Annotated in this window: 11 protein-coding genes and 1 tRNA gene; 3 read left to right on the top strand and 9 right to left on the bottom strand. The window is 34.7% G+C overall.

The genetic code is table 11. From position 1 onward, the window contains the following. Window positions 1-139 precede the first annotated feature (139 nt). The 3 genes from AC1RNE_RS11245 to AC1RNE_RS11255 form a co-directional block, all read right to left on the bottom strand. Window positions 140-4,093, bottom strand: a complete 3,954-nt coding sequence (locus tag AC1RNE_RS11245) for a S8 family serine peptidase (RefSeq protein ID WP_492801059.1) — start codon at window positions 4,091-4,093, stop codon at window positions 140-142. 334 nt (window positions 4,094-4,427) lie between these two features. Further along, the gene (locus AC1RNE_RS11250) at window positions 4,428-4,673 is read right to left on the bottom strand and encodes a hypothetical protein (RefSeq protein WP_492801060.1); all 246 of its coding nucleotides are present in this window, start codon (window positions 4,671-4,673) and stop codon (window positions 4,428-4,430) included. Further along, window positions 4,648-5,250, bottom strand: a complete 603-nt coding sequence (locus AC1RNE_RS11255; RefSeq protein ID WP_309921688.1) for an RNA polymerase sigma factor — start codon at window positions 5,248-5,250, stop codon at window positions 4,648-4,650. Before AC1RNE_RS11255 ends, AC1RNE_RS11250 begins: the two co-directional genes overlap by 26 nt. Before the next feature lie 455 nt (window positions 5,251-5,705). Between AC1RNE_RS11255 and AC1RNE_RS11260 the strand changes: the two genes are divergently transcribed. After that, window positions 5,706-8,825 carry a serine hydrolase domain-containing protein gene (locus AC1RNE_RS11260; RefSeq protein WP_492801061.1) on the top strand — a complete coding sequence of 1,040 codons (3,120 nt, stop codon included), beginning with the start codon at window positions 5,706-5,708 and terminating at the stop codon, window positions 8,823-8,825. A gap of 380 nt (window positions 8,826-9,205) precedes the next feature. Continuing rightward, entirely contained in the window at window positions 9,206-10,498 is a 1,293-nt protein-coding gene (glyA, locus tag AC1RNE_RS11265) for a serine hydroxymethyltransferase (RefSeq protein ID WP_184131041.1), read from the top strand. Window positions 10,499-10,929: 431 nt separating this feature from the next. On the opposite strand, the gene AC1RNE_RS11270 is transcribed toward glyA, so the two are convergent. The 6 genes from AC1RNE_RS11270 to AC1RNE_RS11295 all read right to left on the bottom strand — a co-directional run bounded on the left by AC1RNE_RS11270 (window position 10,930) and on the right by AC1RNE_RS11295 (window position 19,018). Continuing rightward, complete coding sequence (locus AC1RNE_RS11270) at window positions 10,930-12,741, bottom strand: hypothetical protein (protein ID WP_492801062.1); 1,812 nt, start codon at window positions 12,739-12,741, stop codon at window positions 10,930-10,932. Window positions 12,742-12,757: 16 nt separating this feature from the next. Beyond that, complete coding sequence (locus tag AC1RNE_RS11275) at window positions 12,758-15,238, bottom strand: sensor histidine kinase (protein WP_492801063.1); 2,481 nt, start codon at window positions 15,236-15,238, stop codon at window positions 12,758-12,760. Window positions 15,239-15,258: 20 nt separating this feature from the next. After that, entirely contained in the window at window positions 15,259-16,653 is a 1,395-nt protein-coding gene (locus tag AC1RNE_RS11280; RefSeq protein WP_492801064.1) for a TRM11 family methyltransferase, read from the bottom strand. A gap of 264 nt (window positions 16,654-16,917) precedes the next feature. Further along, a tRNA-Asn gene (locus AC1RNE_RS11285) sits at window positions 16,918-16,991 on the bottom strand. 160 nt (window positions 16,992-17,151) lie between these two features. Further along, a complete protein-coding gene (gene rsmG, locus AC1RNE_RS11290) occupies window positions 17,152-17,787 on the bottom strand; it encodes a 16S rRNA (guanine(527)-N(7))-methyltransferase RsmG (RefSeq protein ID WP_492801065.1) in 636 nt (211 codons plus the stop codon). Between the two features lie 169 nt (window positions 17,788-17,956). After that, entirely contained in the window at window positions 17,957-19,018 is a 1,062-nt protein-coding gene (locus AC1RNE_RS11295; protein ID WP_492801066.1) for a glycosyltransferase, read from the bottom strand. Between the two features lie 257 nt (window positions 19,019-19,275). Between AC1RNE_RS11295 and tgt the strand changes: the two genes are divergently transcribed. Continuing rightward, a complete protein-coding gene (gene tgt, locus AC1RNE_RS11300; protein WP_492801067.1) occupies window positions 19,276-20,409 on the top strand; it encodes a tRNA guanosine(34) transglycosylase Tgt in 1,134 nt (377 codons plus the stop codon). Window positions 20,410-20,414 lie beyond the last annotated feature (5 nt).

The raw sequence follows: 20,414 nt of genomic DNA on the forward strand, positions 1-20,414 counted from the left end.
CATTTTTAAACCCGTGTTCTATGTGTCACAGAACACGGGTTTAACCATTTATAAGTGATATTAGCCCAATAAAAAAATCCCAGTTGTGAGTAGTAAGGACTACAAACAACTGGGATTTTTTTATTGAGCTTTGATACCCCTAGTTTCTATTAATTATAATAGGTACTACTTTCACAGATTTATCTGAGTAAATTCTGATAAAGAATGTACCAGCATTTTGTTGTGATACATCAAACTCTGTTTTATAAATACCATCCGTTTTTACCAATTCTTTAGTAGAAACCGTTACTCCTAATAAATTTATCATTTCAGCATAAACATATTTAGGATTTTGTGGTGTTGTATATTCTACTTTAAATGATTGAGGAGCAGGATTTGGATATATTTTAGCTGTTTCCTCTGCATTTACTTCAGCTTCAATCGCAGTTACTGTAAAGGTATATCCCTCAGAAAAAACAGAACAGCCATTGGTATCTGTTACTTTAGCCGAGTAAACTCCTGATTTAGTCGGCGTAATAGTATTTGTAGCGGCATCTGTAATAATGGTTCCACTAAGATACCAAACGGGATTCGAGCCAGAAGTAAGGCTTAATGCACCCGCTTCTAATTTTACTTGTGGAATGATAGGTGTTATAATAGTGCCATTCACAGTTGCTGAGGTAGCAGAACAAAAACCATTTTCAGTAACCTTTACACTATAAGCTCCTGATTTTATAACTGAATACGTTGCTGAGGTAGCTCCAGCAATTGACTGACCATTTAATAACCATTGATAGGTATAATTAGTACCACTACTTGCCGTTAATACCTTAGCGTCATCTTGACAAATACTAAATGCGGATGATGGATTAATTGTTACTTTTGGAGCCGCTTGCGTAGTAATTGGCACTTCTACCCTAGTACTTGGACAACCATAAGATTTTACTTTCATATCATACGTATAGTAGTATCCCGTTTTGATAGTAGCGCCGTTGTATAATGACCCTGTGATGCTTATTACATTAGGAATAGTAAACGGAAAGCCTATCATATCAGCACCAGATACAGTCGAGTTAGCATTTAAGTTACTTCTGTAAATAGATGCTCCGTTGGTACATTCTTGTGCTAATACATAAGTGCCTGCTGTTGGAATAGCCAAATTTAGCGGTAGTACAATTCCTTGGTCAGTCAAATCATCTACTAATTGATTACTTGTACGGGTTGAGTTGGCTGTTGTACGAGTAGGCGTGACATCAAAACTCACTGAAGAAATTGGTGTCGAGTCTGATTGACGGTAAATTGTAAAAGTAATTTTACCTGCTGTTCCAATATATACCCTTGCACTTTCAATCACCAAAGGTGTTTGTGTAACAATGATTGGTTCTGGTCCAAACGATTCGTAATAGCTTCCTCCGCCATAAACATACTTATCTTTTGGTCCAACAGAACCCGAAATATCATTTACCCCAACATATATTTTATCTGTATTGGCTGGTTTATTAAATGACCCTGAGTTCCCTGTGAACAATAAGTTTCCGCCCGTTAGTGCATCATACCAAAGCAAAGTAGATGTTTCGGTACCTTTAACATTTAAAGCGGTAGCTCCTTCACAGACCGCCGCAATGGCCGTTGTTGGTGTTGGAGAAGCCGTAACTTGACGTACAAATGTTTTCGTATCATTCGTCATATCTTGATCATTGGCTAAACCTAGCTTTAATGTAAAAGTATAACTACCACCAACTTTAGCAATGAAATTACCATCTAACAAAAGGGTTCCATCACCAAAAGTGGCTAATTGATTTTTATAAGTACCTGTCAATACAGCAATTACGCCCGTTTCGTCTGATACAGTTACTGTTACAGGGATATTTTGTAAAGTAGTTGTGCCATTATTCCTTAATGAAATGGATACTGAACCTGATGTGGAAGCACAAAAATTACTCACTTCAGGTGTTAACAAATCTAGGACAGCCACATCTATATTCGGACGAACAAAGTCTACTTTATAGTCTTGCGTAATTCCTTTTGCATAAGTTCCACAACTGGTGATATTGGCAGCACCAAGGTCTTCGCCCGTAACTACCCTCATAATAGTACTATTCCCAATGGTTAAGCCAGCTGGCACAGCAATAGTGGCTTTGAAAACACTAGCTCCTACGATATCACCAGAACTTGCAGCTAGTTCTGTCGCTTCTTCAAACGTTCCGTTAGCATTCCAGTCAATATAAACACGTACTTTTTTAGTACTAGTCCCTTTTAAACTAATTTCTAAGGGTAAATTCTGAGAAGAAGATGCTTTATATCCTGCCGTTACATCTCCTAATTTGATACTTTCAATATTATTCAATGAAGTAGTTGGTACTGAGGCACAGTATTCTGCTCCTCCTATTCCACTCAATATCAATGCATAATCTTGTGTACTGTTTTTTAGCGTATTCTTATGGTTGATGGTTATCGTATAGCTTTTACCCGGAACAGCATCAGCAATCAAAATCTGTTCAACGTTATCTCTGATGTTATCTCCTTTAGTGGCTAATGCACTTGGTTGGTCGGGATTAAGAATAAAAGGCAAATAATTATTGGTGCCATCTGAAATCCTGATATCTAAATCGTTAATTAATTTAGGGGTACGATTATTCAAATTTGCAGCAGTGGCACTCGTCACTGTTCCTTCTGGGTCTGTCCAACAAATAGTAGCTGTTAAGGCCCCTTTGCCAGAAGCAATAACTTTTTGAGTGTATGAACCACCAGTCGCTAAAGTTCTTTCTGAAATATCATAAGATTTATCCACATTCTGAATCACTTTCCCTGCTTTTTCCATGTTCAATAACCCCCAACCATAAATATAGTCTGGACCACCATTCCCTGCATCGTCAGCTGTATGAATCACCAAGCCTTTTAACGTAGATGAACGCATCAATAAACCATCGTTTTTTTGAGCATACAATTCTTGTAACAACAAGATACTCCCAGCAGCTTGTGGTGAGGCCATCGACGTTCCACTTAAAATAGTATAGCTAGTCGCAGAAGCATTTGAGCTTGAAAGTAAGTTAACACCAACGGCTACAATATCTGGCTTTATTCTACCATCGTCTGTAGGCCCCCAGCTACTAAAAGATGAAATACTAATATCTGATGACCGTAAAGGCGCTTTACCACTTGTTCCATTTACAGCACCTACTGTCAAAATATTCTTCGCTGTACTAGTAGTCGCTAAGATATCATAGCTATCATTTTTACTTCTTACAACCGAGCTTGTATCACTCGAAGAACCCAAGTAATAATATTCACCTGCTGTAGGCCCTGTTTCTCCTCTGTTATTCCCTGCTGATTTTACGATAAGGTAGTATGGAGCGGTATTAGCAACTTTATCCCAAGACTGTGTGTTGGTGTCATAAAATCCAAATTTATAGTCTTCCGTTTGGCTAATGCTTGTATTACCATACCATGCCCAACGACTACGCGTTTCGTCATAACTCCAACCCGCTAAAAATCCATAAGAGTGATTTGACACTAATAAGTCTGCTGCTCCAGCAGTCATTTCAGAGACATCACTGGTAAAATCCCAAGCTTTTAAACTTGCTCCAAAAGCCATTCCTTTGGCAAGGGGTGATACTCCTTGGGCAATCAATGTTCCTGCTACGTGCGTAGAGTGTAAGTTCGTTCCTGTTACTTTATCTTGTTGAGTTACTCTTGATGTTAGTTCCTGATGCGTTGCCAATACTCCTCCGCCATCCCACACACCTAATTTATTTTTTACAGAAGCACTGCTCCCATTCAATGACACTCCTAATGAGCCTCCAGTATACAATTGATCAGTACGTGTAGTTGTTGCTGCCTGCGCATTACTTTCTGTAGCTACATATAGCGGATGTCCTGTTTCGTCTATTCCGTAAAGTTTAAAGAAACGATTGTTTTTTAAATTTCCATTGAGTTGCCATTTCTTTTCTGTAGCAACTTTAACAGCTTTTTGATAATTATTATCTTGTTGAGTAGAAAACTCAGCCGATAAACTTTGTAGCCTTTTTTGTTGAGAAGTATTATACAATTGTTTCTCTTGAGCAAAAGAAGCGAATCCCCCAAACAAGAGTGTCAGTGTAATCAGTCGTTTCATGCTATGTTTTTTGTTAATGGATAGGGAACGATTTATCGTGTAAGTAAAAAGACCTTGAAAAACAACATTTTTAAAGTAAGGATTATGTGTTGTTAGACAACCTCAATCATCGAAGCGTTGCTTCTATGATTAATTATATTTTTACTTATTCCTATAAACCTACGACTATCAAGCAATTAAGGGTTTATTGATGAAAAATTATAAAATTTGGAAAGTCAAAATACTCTTTTTTATTGTAACCCCAAAGGGCTATAAAAACAAAGCTGTACCAAGAAGCCTCGGTAAGGAGGTTTCTTGGTACAGCTTCACAAATAAAAAAGTCATCAATCCTAGGTTAAACAACTAAGGTTTGATGACTTTCTGTATAGTTTCTCGAATACGCAAGAATGTTGTCTATGCTTCTTTCGGAAGGTTGTTGAAAACTTTTATCTAAACCTGCTTTCACATCAAGCATATCTAAATAAAATTCTAGCATCTCAGTATCATGGACAAGTCCGTCCTGAATCATAAGATTTTCCTCTTCCGTTGTTTCTTGATAGACGTAACGGATAACGTCATGCTGCGTAAAGGTTTGTATCATAGCTCGGAGAATGTTTACTCATCATTTTGCGTAGATTTATCAACGCATAACGCATTCTTCCTAGTGCCGTGTTAATGCTTACGCCTGTGGCGTCTGCAATTTCCTGAAAACTCATATCTTCGTAATGACGCATCACTAGCACTTCTCTTTGCGAGTCTGGAAGACGTTTAATCAGGTCTCTTAGATGAGCATGCGACTCATTACGAATTTGCAAATCTTCATAAGAATCTTCTGCAAAATCTAATGTATTAAACACACTGCTACCATCTTCGAAAACGACATTTGGATAGCGTTTATCACGACGGAAATAGTCAATCGCCATATTGTGAGCAATTCTGAGCACCCATGGCAAAAACTTTCCTTCATCATTGTATTTTCCCGAACGAAGCACGTCAACAGCTTTAATGAAAGTATCTTGCATTAAATCTTCGGCTACGAAGGTGTCTTTAACAATTAAGTAAATCGTTGTGTAAACTTTGGATTTGTATCGGCGAACAAGAGTTTCAAATGCCTTTTCGTCACTGTTTTTTATATAGCGTGATACAAGCTCGCTGTCGTTAACATGGATTTTTTCCATTTTGATAAATCTATTTAGTTAACGTAAAGCTTTATATCATATTATATCTCCTATATTTTTATTTTAGCGATTTTTGTAAACTCTTTTTAGTAGTTATTCTGAAAGGTTGATTCAAAGATAATTGTTGTAATATTAATTCCAAAAAAAATGCTAAAGTTTTTAAAAGCGTTAACAAATATTAACAACCTGTTTTTCGTTTAGCCATATTTCTTGCATTATTCCCTAAATATATACAAAATATATGCATTGTTTTCTGATTTTTAGCAAAATTTTATTCTTTTTCTCAAAATCATGCTATCTACCCTAAGCTAGTATTTCTTAAATATTGTTAAAAAATCTTGCCAGATACTATTCATCAAAACACAAAGAAATCAATCTCTTTCAGAAATAGGCTGTCCTGAACTATCCCTATTTTTTTTTGTGTAAATTGCATAATCAACTAATCAGCATTTTGTATGAAAAAATTCAGCTTCATCACTTTTATACTTTGTACTTTCCTTACTCTCCACACTAAAGCCCAAGATCTTTTCCCAAATGCTAATAAGCGTTGGGTCGATTCTGTTTTCAATACTCTTTCTGTAGATGAAAAAATAGGACAACTTATGATGCCCCGCGGTAATTATAGTTATGATTATGATACTGCACGTTTATATAAAATAGTAAGAGATTATCATGTAGGAGGTTTCGTTTTCTTTAGAAATCGCCCAACAGCACAAGCGTTGATGGTAAACAAGCTACAGGCGATGTCTAAAGTACCTATGTTAATAGGCATGGATTTGGAATGGGGACTTGAAATGCGTTTAGATAGCACAGTGCGTTTCCCCTACCAAATGACCTTGGGAGCTATGCAAGGTAACGAGCAATTATTAGAAGAAATGGGCTTGCAGATTGCCCAACAATGTAAGCGAATGGGCGTGCATATTAATTATGCTCCCGTGGTAGATGTCAACAATAACCCTAATAACCCCGTTATTAACTTCCGTTCTTTTGGCGAAAACCGCGAGAAAGTTACCTCAAAAGCATTGGCTTATATGCGTGGTTTACAAAAAGGGGGTATTATTACTTCTGCGAAGCACTTCCCAGGGCATGGTGATACTGGGGTAGATTCTCACACAGACTTACCCGTAATTCCCCATAACAAAGCCCGACTAGATTCTTTAGAACTTTTCCCGTACCGAGCTTTAATCGAAAATGGTTTGCAGGGTGTGATGGTAGCACATTTAAGCATTCCATCATTGGATACTACCAAAAACTTAGCTTCTACGCTATCCAAAAATATTGTTACAGATTTATTACGAAAAGATTTAGGCTTTAAAGGATTAGTTTTTACGGATGCGATGGATATGCAAGGAGCCGTAAAATTCTTTCCTGAGGGTACTGCCAATGTAAAAGCTATTTTGGCAGGTAATGATGTATTAGAAACTTTTATTGATGTTCCTGCGGCTTTCAATGCCATTAAAAAAGCATTAGTAAAAGGTGAGATTTCGCAAGCGGATATTGATTTAAGGGTAAAAAGAATTTTGACGGCCAAAGCTTGGGCTGGTTTAGATAAATATCAACCTATTGAGCTTAAAAACTTGATTGCTGATTTGAATCCTAAAAAATCAGAAGTATTAAATCGTCAATTTGCAGAGGAAACCATTACGTTGTTGAAAAATGACGAGAATATTATTCCGCTCAAAAATTTAGATACGTTAAAAATTGCTTCCTTAAATATTGGCAATCCTACTTTCGGAAGTAAAAAACCGACCGATTTTCAAAAAATGCTTTCCAACTATACAGATATTCAGCATTTTAATTTAGATGAAAATTCGAGTAATGAAGCTATTCAAGCGGTGAGAGATTCTTTGAAAAATTATAATTTGGTATTGATGGCTGTCAATGGACAATCGGTTCGTCCTGCTAAAAACTACAGTATTCATCCTAAAATACAGGAATTGGTAAAGGAGTTTGCCAATTCGCCTAAAACCATTGTTTCACTTTTCTCAAATGCTTATACTTTATCCAAATTTGAAAATCTTGATAAAGCCAAAGCTTTAATGATTACGTATCAGGAAAGTCCACAGATGCACGAATCTGTAGCAATCGCTGAATTGATTTTTGGTGCTATTGGTGCGAAAGGTAAATTACCAGTAGGTGTAAGCATGGCTTTCAGATACAATGATGGTATTAAAACAGAAGCACTCAAGCGTTTTCAATATGCTGTACCAGAAGCAGTGGGGATTGATACGAAATTCTTAACAAGCAAGGTAGATTCTATTATTAATGAAGCTATCAGACAAAAAGCTACTCCGGGGGCAGTAGTATTGGTGGCAAAAAATGGGAAGGTAATTTTGCATAAAGCCTACGGAAACCAAACTTATGGAGGTGTTGCAGTTACAACCAACGATTTATATGACTTAGCTTCTATTACCAAAATCAGTACTTCGGTACCTTCAATGATGAAAATGGAAGACGAAGGGAAATTTACGTTGAATACGACCATGGGAGAATTGATTCCAGAATGGGCGAGTTCAAACAAAGCACCTTTGGTTTATAAAGATGTATTTACACATCAATCACGCTTAAAAGCGTGGATTCCGTTTTGGATGGATTGTCTGGATTCTACCAAAATGGTATTGGCCAGTAAGGTTTATAAAGAAAAATATGCGGACAAATATGCTATTTCTTTCTGGGATAAATTGTTCCATCGTAAAAAAGCTATGGCTAAAATAGCACAAATTATTCAAACAGATAAAGCTATTTGGAAAGATTGTATCAATCTGGTAAAAGACCCAACCATCTGGAAACCAAAGACTTTTTCATATACTCAATCTGATGATTATTCGATACAAGTAGCCGATACGTTATGGTTGCATAAAGATTATCCTAAAACTGTTTACAAAGCCATTGAGGACTCGCCGCTGAGAGAGAAAAAAGAATATATTTATTCAGATTTATCTTATTATATGTATCCCAAAATCATTCCTCGCCTAACGGGAAAAGATTTTGAATCATTCTTGAAAGATACTTTCTATAAACCTTTGGGGGCTACTACTTTAACTTATAATGCGCGTGAACATTTTCCTTTATCGAGAATTGTTCCTTCTGAGTATGATTCCCTATACCGCAAAACGCTTATTCATGGTCGAGTACACGACGAAGGGGCTTCTATGTTAAATGGTATTTCTGGTCACGCAGGACTTTTTGGTACAGCCCAAGATTTGGCTAAATTGATGCAGATGTATCTTCAAAATGGATATTATGGAGGCAAACAATTTATCAAAGAGTCTACGATGAAAGAATGGACGGCTTATCCTTTTTCAATAGAAGAAAATAGTAGGAGAGGGGTAGGTTTTGATAAACCAGACCGTAAGCGTGCTGGTATAAGTGCAGCCGCAAGTGCTAGTCCCGCAAGTTTTGGGCATTCTGGTTTTACAGGAACTTATACTTGGGTAGACCCAGAACATCAATTGGTATATGTTTTCCTTTGTAATAGGGTATACCCAACCAGAAACAATTCAAAATTGTCTGATTTGAACGTACGCACAAATATCAACGAAGCGATTTATCAGGCTATTAAGAGAGGGATATAGGGGATTTGAAAATTTGAAGATGAGCTGATTTGAAAATGTTGTTCTTCAAATAGAATTATCGTTACAATTGTCACAAGGTATGTCAATTTAAAATATTAATTTTCAAATTGACATACTTTCAAATTTTCAAATTACCGACTTTACTACTAATCACTTATTTTTCATTTATTTACCTTCAATATTCCCCTCAAATTCCAAAGATTTTCCTTTCTGCTAAAGTAAGCTGACTGACATTTGCAAAAATGTTTTTACAATCCATTTTTAAGCAGTATTTTTACCAATAAATTATCACACTGTTGATAAATTTATAACAATTTGTTGATTTTCTTTAACAGAACCAACCATGTACGGCACTTAAACCCGTGCAATCTTCTAATAAAATGGCAACAGCAACTTTCACGCTCGAAAGAGATACCGAAATTTTCAACTTGATTAATCAAGAAGCTCACCGTCAGGAGTACGGTATCGAATTGATTGCTTCAGAAAACTTTACTTCAAAGCAAGTAATGGAAGCTCAAGGCTCAGTTTTGACAAACAAGTATGCAGAAGGACTACCGGGGAAACGCTACTATGGCGGTTGCGAAGTAGTTGATCAAGTAGAAACAATTGCAATCGAGCGTGCTAAAGCATTGTTCGGTGCCACTTGGGCAAACGTTCAACCACACTCTGGTGCACAAGCAAACGCTGCGGTTTTCTTATCTTTCTTGAATCCAGGTGATAAAATTTTAGGTTTCAACCTTTCACATGGTGGTCACCTTTCACATGGTTCTCCAGTAAACTTCTCTGGAAAATATTTCCAAGCATTTTTCTACGGTGTAGAACAAGAAACAGGTTTGATTGATTGGGATAAAGTAGAAGCTACTGCTTTGAAAGAACAACCAAAATTGATTATCTGTGGTGCTTCGGCTTACTCTCGTGACTGGGACTATGTACGTTTACGTGCTATCGCTGACCAAGTAGGCGCTATTTTATTAGCAGATATTTCACACCCATCGGCTTTGATTGCTAAAGGTTTATTAAACAACCCAATGCAACACTGCCATATCGTAACAACAACTACACACAAGACGTTAAGAGGTCCTCGTGGTGGTTTAATTATGATGGGTCAAGATTTTGAAAATCCATTCGGTTTAAAAACCTTGAAAGGCGAATTGAAAACAATGTCAGCTTTATTAGATGGCGGTGTTTTCCCTGGTACACAAGGTGGTCCATTAGAACACGTAATTGCTGCTAAAGCAATTGCTTTTGGAGAAGCCCTTACAGACGATTTCCAAATTTATGCTGAACAATTGCAGAAAAATGCCAAAGTAATGGCACAAGCATTTGTTGACAAAGGATATAAAATTATTTCTGGCGGTACAGATAATCATTTAATGCTTATCGACTTACGTCCAAAAGGATTGACAGGTAAATTGGCTGAAAATACATTGATTAAAGCTGATATTACTATCAACAAAAACATGGTTCCATTTGATGACAAATCTCCATTTGTTACATCAGGTATGCGTGTTGGTACTGCTGCGATGACTACTCGCGGTATGAAAGAAGCAGAAATGTTACATATCGTAGAATTAATTGATAGCGTATTGATGAACCATGATAACGATACTTATTTAGGTTCAGTGAAAACAGAAGTAAACAAATGGATGGAAGCATTTCCATTATATGTTTAATCGTTTTTGATTGTTGACCAAAAGTAAAACCCTGATAATACTCGTGATTATCGGGGTTTTGTGTTTATAGACATCTTGTGTTTCTTTTTAAGTTAGTTGGGTAACAACATATTTCAAGACAGGATAAATTTAATTTATAAGCCTGACATTTTCAATGTCGGGCTTTTTCTTTTAAACAGATTTACGTTTCTGACGGACATTCACCAAAGTGTGTAATACCCGCTTAAAAAGCTGTCCGACCCGTCAGAAAGCCGTTTAAAAGTATATTAATACTGTCTAAGTCAGTTTTAAAAAGTGTCCGACAAAGGTAAAACTTCTTTAAACAGAGAATGATTTCCTTTAAAACTTGATTATTGCTTGTCGGACAAACATTATAATTAATGTAAGTTTTAAGCATATAATAGAGCTGTAAGCATTTCACTTATTATCTCTTACTTTTTAGCAAAATCATGTAACCCAGCACTTCGAGTTAAGTATTCCATATACTTTTCAAGCAAGAACCTTGCATAAGGCTGTCTGAGACGCTTTATGCGCTTGATATTAAAACTGTATTTATCATTTTCTATCCTAATAGGCACTTTTTTATCTCCAATAATCACAAGGTCAGGACTAAGCTTTTCATACAGTTTAACATACCTCTTATCTTCTCTAGATAATCCTTTTAGCAAGTCTTCAAGTTCATTTCGCTTTTGTATTAAACCTTCACTTATAAAAGCCTCCCTAGTTTTTAGAGATGATTGTAGCTTCATCTTTTCTCTATTATTCATAGTTATTTCTGCTATCCCTTGACTATTGAATGTTACTAAATCAAGGAAAAACAAATCTACAGTTAATGGAGAGTTCGTAAAATTTATTATACCAATCTTATTTTTCTCAAAATGCTCTAACTTATATCTAATATCCCAAAAAGCAAATACTCTTCCTATCTTTTCGGCATTTTCAAATGCCTTTTTTTCTTCCTTACAAAGATTGGTAGCTGTTTTCGTACTTAAATATAAAAGAGTACACGTTTTAAGTTTACGAACACCATCACTCCTCAACATTAAGTCACACTCTTGAGCTACTAAAACATAAATATTTGTTCTACCATTCGAGTCAGTAAGTTCAAATATATCACCATTTTCTAATGGTTTATGTAGATTGTTAATTATTTCCCCTACTTCATATATCTCTTTACTTCTGAGCTCTATAGGCTTTTGATAAGGATGTTTATCTATTTCCTCAGTTGAAATTTTAAAACTATTTGAAATATTATGTGCTTTTTCAAACGCTTCATTTGTTTGTAACAAATAATTGGTGTTTATCATCTCTTTCTTGATAAAATCCTCCAAATAGATATTAATAACTCTCAACAGTGTTTCCGCTTCCCAAATACCTTCATTTAGAGATGATTTTAGGATAGCAAAATCAAAGGAGTATGTATCAAGTAGATTAAACTCTTCTATTGTCTTTCTAAATGCCTCTGATGCAAGGTGTAAAGTCTTATTTTTGACATGTTCGCAATACTGATTTAAAAAAAGCTTCTTGATTGCATCCGCAAATAAATCAGGTTTTTCTAGTCTACCTTTGGTAAATACAAAAAAGTCCTCATTTGACAAGTTTTCTCCAGATTGATTATATTTTTCAATAATTTGACCCCTTTTTGGAATCTCCTCTTCAATACCCGTTATCGTATAAGTAAAGAGTGCAGGAAAAATATTAGAATGAAAGCCTTTTTTTTTAATATCTATTATCAGATTTTCTCCTTGTTTTGTTACAAAAGCTCCTTCCGACTTCCTTAAATCTTGATCGAATAATACCAAAATATTTTTACTTTCTGTATGATGGGTCTTAATATATTCTTCCCATTGAATAGGAGAGCATAGAGCAAGAATATCATCATTAAAGAAAGGCTTTAATGATGATGAAACATCTAGACCGGTATAATCACTTCCTAAAGCCTTATATACAACTTCAAAACACATTATTTTCTGAACAGGTGTAAGGTTATCCCAAGTATCATTAATATTATCAATAAATAGGTCTAAATCATCATTAAATTCAACAAAACTTAAACCATCTCGTAAACTACTAATATCTTGTATTGTACGAATTTTACCTATAAAGTCATTAACATTCGGTTCATCATTCAATGAATCATCAACAAAATATACTTTGTCTATTTTCATCAAATCTAATAAAGAAGCTAAATGTTCTTTCGCATTTTCAATGGTGTATAATGTTTGAGGTAAAGGCTGGCTCATACTCGTAGAAATAATTTTATGGATTAACTTTTGCAGACTCTAAATTTATTTGGAATATATATCTCCTATTTTCTGTATTACGCTTGTGTAGTAATGTTATCTCCCCTCCCATTGATTCTATAATTTGCTCAACTATATAAAGACCTAAGCCTCTACCTTCCCCAACTGGTTTTGAAGTAGTAAAAGGTTGAAAGATACTTTCTGCAATAGTTTCATCAATACCACTTGCATTATCCCAAATCTTAATTAAATGAGAATCTACTTCAATGAATACTACAGGTAAAAAACTTTTATCGCTTAGTTGTTTTTTCCTAAGCCAATATTCTGAATTTAAGATAATATTATCAAAAACTTGTGTTAGTTTACCTTTATTAGCCTTAACCTTAAAGTCTTCTGATATAGAAACCTTGATTTCTCCATTTATTTTAGTGAATTTAGAAACAAAAAAAGTTTTCGACTCATCTATAAATTCAGACAATTTTATTTCCTGTTTCTTTTCACGATTATATCTTAACGAAGGAGAAAAATGATTTACTTGAATGCGTAAGTTTTGAACAAAACTCTTGACGTATTCAATATAAATGTAAATCACAGAATCAATATTTTTTAGCATTTTTAGACGCTTTTCAATATCATTTGTTTGACTTGAAATTCGTTCCAACATATTTAAAATTTCATGAGACCATGCTTCTGCTGTCAATCCTAAACCTGCTAATTCTGAAAAATCATGAAGTTGTCTTTTTAACAAATTAATTTGAGGAGCTATAAAATCAGCATTATTATCAAGCTCTGCTGAAGACTTTATAGCTTTTTCAACTTGCATTAAAGTGTTTTCCGCCTTATGTAAAAAAGATACTACTTTTAAATCTGCGGAAGTTGTATTTTGATTATTAAATAAGGGCGAATCAATATTTTGTTTTACTTCTTTGGAAATACTACTTAAATCGGTCTGTAATTCCTCAATAATAGGCAGTGTGTTTTTTGATTGTTCCGCCACTGCATTTACACCTTCAATTGCCTTAGTTGTAGAACCTTGAAATGTTCCTTTACTATCAGCTAACACGCTTTTATATGTATTTAAAGCTCTTTTAGCTCTTTCTAAAACTAAATTAATTTCACTAACAAATTTTTTTGTAATTAAAAAAAAGTTCTGAGAATATGGAGATTCGACAAAACCTTCTCTATCCGTTTTTTCTGTCAATGACAAGTTGTCTTTATTTGAAATACTTATATATCCAATAATATTTCCAGGACGTAAACCGTAAAATGAAGCTCCAGAGGTCTGTCCTGTTGATAATTGTAACCAATCATTGTTATTCAGCCCATAAGGCTTAATGCCAAATCCATCTCTAAAAATTCTCACTCCAACTTGGTTCTTTACTAATCTTTTATACTCACCTACGCTATCAAAATACTCTTCTTCATTCAAATCGACATCTCCTCTAATATCATACTCCAGAATTTCTCCATCAAAAATACCTGGATTGGCTAATATCAGAATATCACCACTGATAACAGAATTCTTTGCAATTTTCTCAAAATGATATTCTGTCTTATACTTAAAAAAATATCCGTTATTAAGTTGTCCTAAATATTCGGTTTGAACTTTATCTAAAAACTCACGCTTATTTCTTTGCTTATCTGTCAAAAACTCAAAAAAAGCTTTACCATTATCAGATATAATAGTTTTCTCATAGAAAGAACTATCATTTCCCCTAAGCTTATTTAATTTTAATAATATTTCGATGTTGAGCTTCTTTCCATCATATCTCAATTTGTATTCTCCGACAGCCTGCTTTCTAAGCTGTTCATTCAATGAATCCAAATCTACTTTTTGTCCAGCTACAGATAATCGAACATTAAATGGTCTGTTCTCCTTAACAGGAAAAATCATTTTGGATAATTCACTTCTAAAAACATCAAATGCTTCGCCTTTCCAAACTGTTGGATTATTAAGGGAAGTTATAGCTACTTTTGTTCCTTTTAAACCTACTTTTTTGGGGAAAGTTCTGTAAACAACTTGTACATCTGATAATTTTCGTGTTCCATCAAAATCATCCCAATTGTATGCCAAAGAATGATATATATCTTCATCGGCTACCCCAGTAACTATTTCAATCTGCTTTCCTATTCTTTGCGTACTTAATCTGCCTAAACCTTTATCTCCTAATGGAATTCTTTTGCCTTCATTGTATGTTCCACTTTCTTTTTGGTCTCTTTTAGCAGAAAACGAAATAACCAACCATCTGCTACTAATATCTGACAATGACATTCCCTCTCCATTATCTTCGAGTAGTATATAACCTTTTACATCATTGAAATGGAAATCATTTGTCAAGCAGTTATTAACATCAATATCAATTTTGACCCAGTCAGCTTCTGCATCATAAGAGTTTTTTATTAACTCCATTATTGCTGTAACTTCATCCGAAATTAGCTGTTCTCCCAACTGTTTAATTACAGAAGTTGAAATATCGAAATGTAGATTTTCTTGCAAGTTTGTCACAATTCAAAGCATTAAAATGTTTTTCTAAAAATCAATATATCTTCGGTGACCATAGTCGTAGTAGAACGATTTCGTTGAGCCATCCTCTTATTCAAAATATCTCGTTTTATTTCAGTAAGCAATTTGATTCCATTATGCTCAAGGAGTTCAATCAAAATTTTATTATTAGGAATTTCTATACCACCAACTCTTCGATTACCAATCGTCCAAACTAGGTAGCCATTTTTTCTTACTGCTTCACAACACTTTTGTAGGACAATATATAAATCATTAGTAAAACAAATAATTTTACTTGTTTTATCTGGATGTGTCACTGTCAATTTTTCAATGACGTTCCTTAATGATGGAGATATTTCAAATAAGTTATCCACAATTTCTTGGGAAGGTAATATAAGTTTTCCTCCAAGGCTTTTTCTATCAATCGCAGAGATAGTAGAAAGCAAATCTTCTGTTATTGATTCATCTATATCTTTTAAGTCTATCCATTGTAAAGGCAAATATGCATGTTGACCATAAGGGACAGTGGTAGAATTATCGCCATAAGGAGGAGAAGACACCAATAAGTCAATACCTCCATTGGGTATAAAAATATACTCTGTAGAGTTCTTAAAAAGAATAGAGATTTTCTTTTTGTATCCATTTTTACCAACAAGCATTTTGGATAAAAGCATTTTATTATGGCTTACAATATCATCAATATTCCTATTAACCAATTTTTCAAATAGTTCAGTTGCTGAAATATTCCTGTGTTGGATTTCTTCTAATGGTCTAATATGCAACTTAAAAGTACTTGTCCTATCGTTTGATGAAAGTCGAACTGTTTCAGCTAAAGTAATCCAGAATAAGCGTCTTATCTCAATGTCTTCACATTTTCTTATACCTCTTACAATTTTTGATAATTCTAATGAAACAGATATTTTAAACCATTTGTCAATACCTTTGAAATTTTTCTCAATACACAATCTTTCATCAGAATTAATTGATTTGATTAGTTCAATTGACCTTTTAGAGACTTTCTCAATATCAAAATAGTGAGTTTTTACTTTGGAAAGCAGAATAGATAATGGGTTTATATCCTGACCATAGCACGATAATCCATTCATCATTCCAGCAACAATTGATGTAGCAGAACCCATAAAAGGGTCTAAAATTGTAGTTACAGAATTGTCAACGGTAGTAATGCTTTCGATTAGAGTTTGTTGCACAATCGGAACCATCATCGCTGGATATTGAAAAAAGCGATGAACATTTTTACTTCTATCGTACTTGGGAGAAGTCCATATTTTACTATCGTTAATAGTTAATGATGCTATTTTTTTAATAATGAGATTATCAATATCCTCTTGTTTCCTTATAGAGGATACTTTTGAAGAACCATTATTATATGATGCAATATTCAGTGTCATTATTGTGAGTATTCTGAAGCAATTTTGGGGGCTTATAGGATGTAAAAATCATAGATAGCTATAAAGATTGAATAACTAATTGGCAGGTTTATAGCATCAGATTGTCATTATCCAATAATTAAAACATCTATCTATTTTAATTGCCTAAAGTTATAAGAAAAAATCAACATTCCTACTGTTCCAAGCATAAGGAACAGAATTAAAATGTGTTCCAACAAAAAAGCCTTCATACGCAACGTATGAAGGCTTTCTTGTGATTAATTGCTCCCTCTCCTGGGCTCGAACCAGGGACCCCATGATTAACAGTCATGTGCTCTAACCGGCTGAGCTAAGAAGGATTGTTGTTAATCGTGATGCAAAAGTAGTCCGTTTTTGAATATCATGCAAGTGTTTTCTATGAAAAAAAAACAAGATTTTAAATAAAATTGATTATTCCTTGATTTTCAGATTATTACAAAAAACATTTTTTTTCATTTTTATCGATTTAAAACCCACTTTTTACTTCATCGGAACATGAACTACCATCTTTGTCTCAAAAAATTCTTCTTCAAAATAATCAGACAATTCAAATACTCTTGTCTTTTTTCCTAATTCTTTTAATTCTTCTTTCATATCGCCACCTTTCAAGTAAAGAATGCCGTTATTCAATTTATTATAATTATTGATGTTTATCTTCCCTTTTACCCATCCGTAAAATGGTAAAAGGCGCGTAACGGCACGACTTACAATAAAGTCATATTCTCCATCTATTTCTTCTGCTCTTATTTGCTCTGCACGAACGTTTTCTAACCCTAACGCTTTTGCTACTTCATTGACTACTTTTATCTTCTTGCCAATACTATCTACCAAATGAAATTGGCAATGAGGAAACATTATCGCTAAAGGAATACCGGGGAAACCTCCGCCTGTGCCAACGTCTAGTATTTCACTGAAATCTTTAAAAGTTATTACTTTTGCAATAGCCAATGAATGTAAGATATGTTTTTCATAAAGATTGTCCATATCTGTTCTCGAAATCAAGTTGATTTGAGCATTCCAATGCGTGTATAATTCTCCCAACTGAGCAAACTGTTGTTTTTGCTTTTCAGTAAGTTGTGGAAAATACTTTTCTATTAATGTATGGTTGTTTGTCATATTCATCATTATTGTGTGATTGAGCGAATTGATTTTTACCCGCTGATTTTCAGAGATTTGTACGCAGATTTTCGCAGACAAACAGTTTCAGCGAAAATCTGCGATATTAATCTGTCAGATCTGCGGGTAAAAAATAATTTAATCAAAAAACTCATCATTCAAAACTCTTTCATTTCCATCTCATTTTTTTCTTTCTAGGAATCAAATTATTGGTTCCCATTATTAAAAAATAGCTGGTAAATATAAAATCCCAAAAGGGTAATGTCGCCGTATTGAGTGTTTTATCTAAACGATTGTTGGCTTTGGCAAATACAATCCACTGTGCTAATAATCTTATGCCAAAAACACCTAATACGCCATATAAAAGCACTGATTGAAATGTAAATGGAATTAATACCGCTAATAAAACCCAAGAAAATATTTGGGTAGAAGCTAAGCTTCCTAACACTAATTTGTTTTCAAAACGATAATATTTACTCACAGATAGATGTCTTGTTTTTTGTCGGTACCATGTTTCCCAAGTTGTTTTGGGTACGGAATACATAAATGTATCAGCGTTCAAACAAATAGCCGTATTTTCAGCCGTTGCTACATCGTTCATAAACAAATCATCATCACCGCCTACTATATTGGTATGTTTTGCAAAGCCTTTGTTTTCAAGAAACAGTGACTTGCGGTACATCAAATTTCGCCCAACACCCATATAAGGCTGTCCTTTTAAGGCTAATGAAAAATATTGTACAGCCGTAATAAAGGTTTCGTAACGAATCAGCTTATTCAAGAAAGATTTTTCGGAATAATAAGGTGAAAAACCTAATACAATCTGTTTTTCTGGCAACAAACATTCCGCCATTCCTTTAATCCAATATTCATTCTGTGGACGACAATCAGCATCTGTTAGCAACAATACATCATATTTGGCTGATTTGATGCCTAATGTCAATGCATACTTTTTGGCTGAAAGGTGGTCGGGCGTTTTTTCTATTTGAATAAACCTTATGTGTTGGTAGGCTCCACATTCATGCATTAAATATTCGTGTGTTCCATCCCAAGAACGATCATCCATGATGATTACTTCAAAAGTAGGATAAGCCTGATTATTCAATAGTGGAATTAATGCTTTCAAATTTTCTAATTCATTCCATGCGCAAACAATTACTGATACGCCTTCTGAAATGTTTGCTTCCTGAATTGGTGTTTCGTGCGTATTGACTTTGGCAAAAACGAACAAAATAAAAAATAGTTGAAGGCCAACAGAAAATATGTATATGCTAAATAGAAAGGGTATCAAGGTATTAAATATCAGTTGGTTAATCTTTTGGGAGTGCAAAGATAAGTAAAAGCCTAAAGGCTATGAGTAAAAGAAGAAAGATTTGTTGAGAAAACTCGTAATTTTGTAATCTTTTCGGTAAAATAAATTCAGAAAGGATCATTAAATACATAATCAATCTGTTTTAAGTCTTTTAAAAAATCCTTTTTGTTCAGCAAATGACTTTCGATATACTTAACAATGACCCTAATTCTAAAGCCCGTGCAGGCGTTCTTCAAACTGATCACGGACAAATAGAAACACCTATATTTATGCCTGTGGGTACAGCAGGTTCGGTAAAAGCTGTTCACCAACGTGAACTAAAAGAGGATATCAATGCCCAAATCATTTTGGGTAATACCTATCATCTATACCTCCGCCCTGGCTTGGATATTATTGAAAAAGCAGGTGGTTTGCATAAATTCAATGGCTGGGACAGACCGATTTTGACCGACTCAGGAGGATATCAGGTATATTCTTTGGCTGATACTGGTCGTAAAATCAAAGAGGAGGGTGTTACCTTCAAATCTCATATTGATGGGTCTAAACACTTTTTTAGTCCAGAAGGTGTAATGGATATTCAAAGAACGATTGGAGCAGACATTATCATGGCTTTTGACGAATGTACGCCGTATCCTTGCGAATATGGTTACGCACGCGAGTCGATGGAAATGACGCACCGCTGGCTAAAACGCTGTTGTGACCATTTCGACCGTACCGAACCAAAATATGGTTATAGCCAAACGCTTTTCCCAATTGTTCAAGGCAGTGTTTACAAAGATTTAAGAGTAAAATCGGCAGAGGTAATCGCTAGTTTCGAACGTGAAGGAAATGCCATTGGCGGGCTTTCGGTAGGTGAACCTGCTGAAATGATGTACGAAATGACAGAATTGGTAACGGATATTTTGCCAAAAGACAAACCTCGTTATTTGATGGGAGTGGGTACACCAGCCAATATTTTAGAGAGCATAGCTTTGGGCATAGATATGTTCGACTGTGTAATGCCTACTCGTAATGCCCGCAACGGTATGTTGTTCACTACTGAGGGGACTATTAATATGAAGAATGAGAAATGGAAAGATGATTTCTCGCCTATCGATACGGGGTTAGACTGTTATGCCAGTAATTTTTATACAAAGGCGTATGTTCGCCATTTGTTGAAAGCGGATGAAATGCTAGGAGCGATGATAGCGAGCGTGCATAACTTAAGTTTTTACTTATGGTTGGTAAAACAAGCCAGAGAACACATTATCGCTGGTACTTTCAAGCCTTGGAAAGACACTATGGTCGTGAAATTAATGCAACGTTTATAATAACA

Source organism: Arcicella sp. GW822-FHT02H01 (assembly GCF_058802005.1).